This is a genomic window from Aquiflexum sp., assembly GCF_041749095.1.
GTDB lineage: Bacteria > Bacteroidota > Bacteroidia > Cytophagales > Cyclobacteriaceae > Aquiflexum.
This window is the reverse complement of the sequence record NZ_JBGTCA010000370.1, coordinates 1-5,481: the sequence shown is the minus strand read 5'-3', so window position 1 is coordinate 5,481 and position 5,481 is coordinate 1. Positions and strand designations below refer to the sequence as shown.

At 40.2% G+C, this 5,481-nt stretch carries 6 protein-coding genes; 5 read left to right on the top strand and 1 reads right to left on the bottom strand.

All coding sequences use genetic code 11. The features are described 5' to 3' along the window. Positions 1–68: 68 nt before the first annotated feature. Complete coding sequence (locus ACEW8O_RS16995; RefSeq protein ID WP_373495821.1) at positions 69–1,145, bottom strand: anhydro-N-acetylmuramic acid kinase; 1,077 nt, start codon at positions 1,143–1,145, stop codon at positions 69–71. A gap of 117 nt (positions 1,146–1,262) precedes the next feature. Between ACEW8O_RS16995 and ACEW8O_RS16990 the strand changes: the two genes are divergently transcribed. The 5 genes from ACEW8O_RS16990 to ACEW8O_RS16970 all read left to right on the top strand — a co-directional run. Then, positions 1,263–1,988, top strand: a complete 726-nt coding sequence (locus tag ACEW8O_RS16990; protein WP_373495820.1) for a type III pantothenate kinase — start codon at positions 1,263–1,265, stop codon at positions 1,986–1,988. Continuing rightward, positions 1,972–3,255 (top strand): hypothetical protein, encoded by a 1,284-nt coding sequence (locus tag ACEW8O_RS16985; RefSeq protein ID WP_373495819.1) that lies wholly within the window; start codon positions 1,972–1,974, stop codon positions 3,253–3,255. The genes ACEW8O_RS16990 and ACEW8O_RS16985 overlap by 17 nt, the downstream gene beginning before the upstream one ends. A 12-nt stretch (positions 3,256–3,267) precedes the next feature. After that, complete coding sequence (locus ACEW8O_RS16980; protein WP_373495818.1) at positions 3,268–4,572, top strand: tetratricopeptide repeat protein; 1,305 nt, start codon at positions 3,268–3,270, stop codon at positions 4,570–4,572. A 102-nt stretch (positions 4,573–4,674) separates the two neighbouring features. Further along, the gene (gene lptC, locus ACEW8O_RS16975) at positions 4,675–5,214 is read left to right on the top strand and encodes an LPS export ABC transporter periplasmic protein LptC (protein WP_373495822.1); all 540 of its coding nucleotides are present in this window, start codon (positions 4,675–4,677) and stop codon (positions 5,212–5,214) included. A gap of 75 nt (positions 5,215–5,289) precedes the next feature. Next, the coding region (locus ACEW8O_RS16970; protein WP_373495817.1) for a hypothetical protein at positions 5,290–5,481 on the top strand (192 nt) is incomplete at its 3' end.

Genomic DNA, 5,481 nt, shown 5'->3' with positions numbered 1-5,481 from the left:
CATGTTAATATTTGGGTTTATCAGAGGGCAAAAATAGAAATATTCTTGACTTTAATAGCACCGCCCTCCTATAGTCCATAAGTGGTTCCCCCGCAATTGTCCCGAGTTGCCCCTGTTACAGATGCCAGACAATTGACCTCCCCTCTCATTTTCAAAACCCCTAAAAATGCAAACAACAAAGCTTCCTTAAAATTGATTAAAGTACTATCAAGAGCCACGATTTCAAAGTTTTCAGTCAATTCCATTTGAAGTATTTCCATAAAAAAAACATTATATGCGCCTCCTCCTGTGATCAGAATAGATGGCTTTTTTCCTGGAATGGGGTGAAGTACTTTTCTGATCTGCTCCACATAATGGACCACCAAGGTATGCAGGATATTTTCAGGCTTGTATTCCCCACTCAATTCAAGGATTTTGAGGTATTCATCCAAGTCTTCCCTGCCCAGAGATTTGGCACCTTCTTTTTGATAGAAGGGAAGTTTGTTCAGCGCTTTTAATACTTTGGGCAGTAATTTGCCTTTTCTGGCAAGTTTACCATTTTTATCATAGGCCTTTCCACAGGTTTCTGCATAGTGATTGAGCAGAAGATTGAAAGGACAGATATCAAAGGCTATTCTCTTTCCGTCAAAATCCATACTGATATTTGCGATACCGCCCAGATTGATACAGTAATCATATTCTCCAAATAAAAACCGGTCTCCGATCGGAACGAGTGGGGCACCCTGTCCGCCCAGCTGTACATCAAGCATTCTGAAATCATTGATGACAGGAAGTCCACTGCTTTGGTGAATCGCCCAGCCGTTACCGATTTGAAGGCTAAGTTTTTTGGAAGGCTGGTGAAATACCGTGTGACCGTGTGATGCAACAGCCTGTGCCGAAAGTGATTTTTTGGTTAAAAAATACTTTACTTGATCTCCCATCCAGCTTCCAAACTCAACATCTAGCAAGGACAGTTTTTGGCCATTGAGCAAGTGGGACTTTTTGAGTTTTTTTCCCAGTTTTTTTGGAAACGGGACTGTATCAGAATCAATGATGGTATAGCTCCATTTATCTTTTTTTTCAAATTCGCAAAAAGCAATGTCCAGGCCATCGCCTGAAGTTCCTGACATTAATCCGACTATTTTATAAATTGAAGTACTGCTCATGGGTTAAAATTTGTTAAATGTATGTCTGTAAAGTTAATTTTAATTTATTCAAAAACAGCCGTGTGTCAAAATGAGTAATTTCGCTTCTATAATTTACAATCATCCTCATTTCGGCATTTGAAAAATTTCGTCATAGATATTGGTAATACACGGCAAAAGACAGCGCTCTTTGAGGATGGAAAAGTTCTTTTGGAAGAGAACTATGGAGATTTTGGGATTTTCATGGAAGCTGCCAAATCACTTCAATTCCAGCATGCCATCATCAGTTCTGTGACTTATACCCAAAAACAACTCGAAGACCAACTTGGTTTTCCTTTCCTGTTTTTAGACAAAAACACAGATTTGCCGATTACAAACAAATATGCTACCCCAGAGACACTAGGGGTGGACAGAAAAGCTGCTGTAATTGGTGCGAGGTCAATATTTGAAAATGGCCCTCTTCTGGCAGTGGATCTTGGAAGTTGTATCACCTACGACTTTTTGGATGAAAATGACAACTATCTCGGGGGAGCGATTTCACCCGGGCTTCAGATGCGCTTCAGGGCAATGCATCAGCAAACAGCCAGATTGCCGCTTGCGGAATTGGAAAGTGGCACTGTCCCTGAGTTTGTAGGCAACAGTACGGTCAGTTGTCTAAGAAGCGGGGTATATTTCGGAATTCTCAATGAGTTGAACGGATTTGTTCAGACCTATCAGAAACAATATCATAATTTGAAGGTCATTATTTGTGGAGGCGATTCAAAAATTTTTGAAAGCTTAACAAAAGACCACATATTTGTAATCCCTAATTTGATCCTGTATGGATTGGATAGAATATTAAGCTACAATGTCAATTACCAATAGGTTTAAATTACTTGGTGCGATATGCACCTTTTTCATATACACCAACGCCTACCCGCAATCCAGCGCTTCAACATACAGTGCTTTGGGATTGGGAGAATTCAATAATTCAGGATTTACACAAAATCAGGGGATGGGCGGATTAGGTATCAGTTTCGGGACCGGTTGGGGGATCAATTACATGAATCCGGCCTTATCGACACGAAATACGATATTCAATTTTCAGACTGCTTTCAGATACCAAAGGTTGGATGTGGCTTCAGCCAATGAAAATCAAACAGTAGATGGAGGAGGCCTTTCCTATATTGGAATTTCCCTTCCCATCAATTCAGGAAAATCATCAATAGGCTTGGGGGTCAATCAGGTGACAAGTGTCAACTACAGTATTTTGGTCAATGGGCAGGTTACTAATTCAGACCTCACATCCCTGAACAGGATAGATGGAGAGGGCGGTATCTCGGAAGCTTACCTATCAACTGGCTTTGTGGTCGCCAAAAACCTAAGCCTGGGTGTTCAGGGGTCTTATCTGTTTGGTTCTACCATCAGAACAAATCAACTCACCCTTTTGAATGAAGAAAACAGGCCTATAGGTGCCTCTTCAGAATTTTATGAAAGATTAACAGTCGGTGATGTGACTTTCAAAGCCGGTCTTCACTACTATTTTAAAATGGGAAGTAAAAGCAATCTTCATTTAGGTGCCATCTATCATGCTTACGGGGCGATTAGTGGAAAAGAATTTGCTAAGGTAGCCGAATTTGGGCAAGCTAGCAGACCCGATACAGAAGGAGATATTATCAGTAATAACGAGGCTGGCACTGTTTTTATTCCTAAAAAGATAGGTTATGGGGTAACTTACGAAAAAATCAATAAATTTGTAATCGGACTGGAAGCACAAATGCAGGAATTCAGCCAATATAGGTCATTTGGAGGAAATCTGGGAGAACTGGGAGACAGTTATAGGGTGGCTTTTGGCGGTCAGATTACACCTGATTATTCAGCTGTTGACAACCTCTTCAAAAGGTCAACATACAGAATTGGGGTTGAATATGAGCAGACTCCCTACATTGTGAACCAAACCCATATTACGGATCTTGGCATCAATTTTGGAGGATCTGTTCCGATCAATAACCTGTCCTTAATGAACTTTGCCGTAAAGGTCGGATCAAGGGGAACAATTGACAATGGATTGATCAGAGAAAATTACTTAAGCTTTAGTCTTGGATTTTCTCTTAATGATAATACATGGTTCTATAAACGAGTTTTCGAATAAAGCAAACAGAATATGAAAGTAAAACACGCACTTGTAGGGTTCTTCTCATTGGCCCTTGTAGGAATGACTCAGGCGCAGGATGGTTGGAACTGGCCGGCTGATGAGGCCATGGAGTCCAAAGCCAGGGAGTACAATGCCGCCTATGTAGATTACATGAAATCAGATCAATTCGTGGAAGCTACCAAGCCTTTGCACTGGCTTTTTGTCAATGCACCAGATTTGAATGAATCCATCTACATCAATGGTATTAATATTTACCATGGTGCTGCGGGGGATACTTCTGACGAGGCCATGAAAAAGCAATATCAGGATTCGGTGATTACCGTGTTTGAACTGAGAAAGGCAAACTTTGATAATGAATCCAAATGGATTGAGAACAAAGCATATTATAGCTATAATTATTACAAGGCAAATAAAGATAAAGTAGGTGATGCGTTGGCAACTTTTGACCGCGTAGTAGAATTAAACGGCAATTTCAATACCATTAACCTTGTAGCAGCTTATTTTGACTTAGTTTATAGACACAGTGCTTACAATAAAGCTTTTACTAAAGAACAATTATTGGAAAGGTATGAAAAGCTAAACGCTTTGCTTGCTGAAGCTGAGGCAGGAGGTAAAGATGTTTCCGCACCTAAGCAGACCTTAGAGCAATTAGTGGTTGCTATGGAATTGATTGATTGTGAATTTATCGAGAAGACGATGGGTCCTAAATTAGCTGCGGATCCAACGAACATGATACTTGCCCAGCAAATATTCAAATACTCCATCCAATATAAGTGTACTTCCTCCCCAACCTTCATGACAGTATTGGAAATTATAGATTCTGACAGTCCCACTTTCTCAACCTCTCAAGTAAGAGCTATGAGATATATGCAGAATAAAGATTACGAAAAGGCCCAGCCGGTTTTGGAAAAAGCTTTGACTTTGGCAGAGAATAATGTTCAAAAAGCTGAAGTGTATTATGACCTTGCCAAAATCCATGGAATAGCCGGCAGAAAATCCGCCTCAAGAAATGCTGCACAGGAAGCCGCTAAATTGGATCCTGAAAAAGCCAAAGATGCCTGGACCTTAATCGCACAATTATATATGCAGTCTTATAATGACTGTAGAAAAGGAGTTAGCCGGGTAGAAGATCAGGCTGTATTCATCGCTGCATATAATGCTTACCAAAGGGCCGGTGACAGCAAAGGAATGGCAGATGCCCGTTCCAGGTTCCCATCTAAAGAGGAATTGTTTACCGAAAGCAGACAGCCGGGTGAGACCTTTACCGTTTCATGTTGGATCGGAGAGACTGTTACGTTGGCAACAAGGGATTAATCTCTTAATAATATTATACAGGAAAGGCAGTCTTTACGGCTGCCTTTTTTTATGTGACGTTAGGATTGGTTTTCTTTTGATATCTTTGCCATCATGAAAAGGATGCCCGGGATTTTGTTGATAATTGCTTTTTTGCCACTGATTTTGGCATCTTGTGGCGAAGAGGTGGATACCAGTATGTTGGAAGTTTACCTAGGACCAACAAGTATCGCTTATGATGTTGATTTGGTTCATAGTGATTCTGCCATCGTCAGAACCCATCTCAAAGCCAGAAAGCAAATGGAATTTGAAGATGGAAATCTGGAATTTCCTGAAGGGATAGAGATTACTTTCTTTGACAAAGAGGGAAATATAAGTACCACCATGCGGGCAGATAAGGGATTTTATGAAAGATCAAAAAACCTTTACCGAGGGGAAGGTGATGTGAGGGTTGATAACTTGGAAAAAGATCAAAAACTTTCCTCTGAGGAACTGTTCTGGGATCCTGGCTCCAAAAAAATCTACACAGATAAATTTGTAACCATTCAGGAAAAGGAAACTCTCTTCAACGGAACGGGTATGGAAGCTGATGAAGGGTTCAATGAATACAAACTATTCAAAGTAATCAATAGCCGCACTTTACTCCCGGGAGAAGGGATGTAATTATCAAAAACAATAGTAGATATTGAGTGGATATTTGATGTTATTCAAAGTATTTGCCAGAAATTTTAACTATTAATGAAATTAAAGGATATTATTTTATTGTCGATTTCGGCAGCCCTGGTGATAGTCGGGACCCACTTGACCATCACTTCAGGAGTAATCACTTCTTATCCGGTTTTCATGTTTGCGGTGGCTTTGCTTTTCTGGTACCGATACAGAAAAAATGACCAATTGGTAAAAGAAAATAATCAAACAGATCAAAAGAAA

What these genes read in the sequence shown, in the direction of transcription:
- ACEW8O_RS16985 (WP_373495819.1), top strand. Translation starts at nt 1,972, where the DNA reads ATGTCAATTACCAATAGGTTTAAATTACTTGGTGCGATATGCACCTTT.
- lptC (WP_373495822.1), top strand. Translation starts at nt 4,675, where the DNA reads ATGCCCGGGATTTTGTTGATAATTGCTTTTTTGCCACTGATTTTGGCA.
- ACEW8O_RS16995 (WP_373495821.1), bottom strand. Translation starts at nt 1,145, where the DNA reads ATGAGCAGTACTTCAATTTATAAAATAGTCGGATTAATGTCAGGAACT.
- ACEW8O_RS16980 (WP_373495818.1), top strand. Translation starts at nt 3,268, where the DNA reads ATGAAAGTAAAACACGCACTTGTAGGGTTCTTCTCATTGGCCCTTGTA.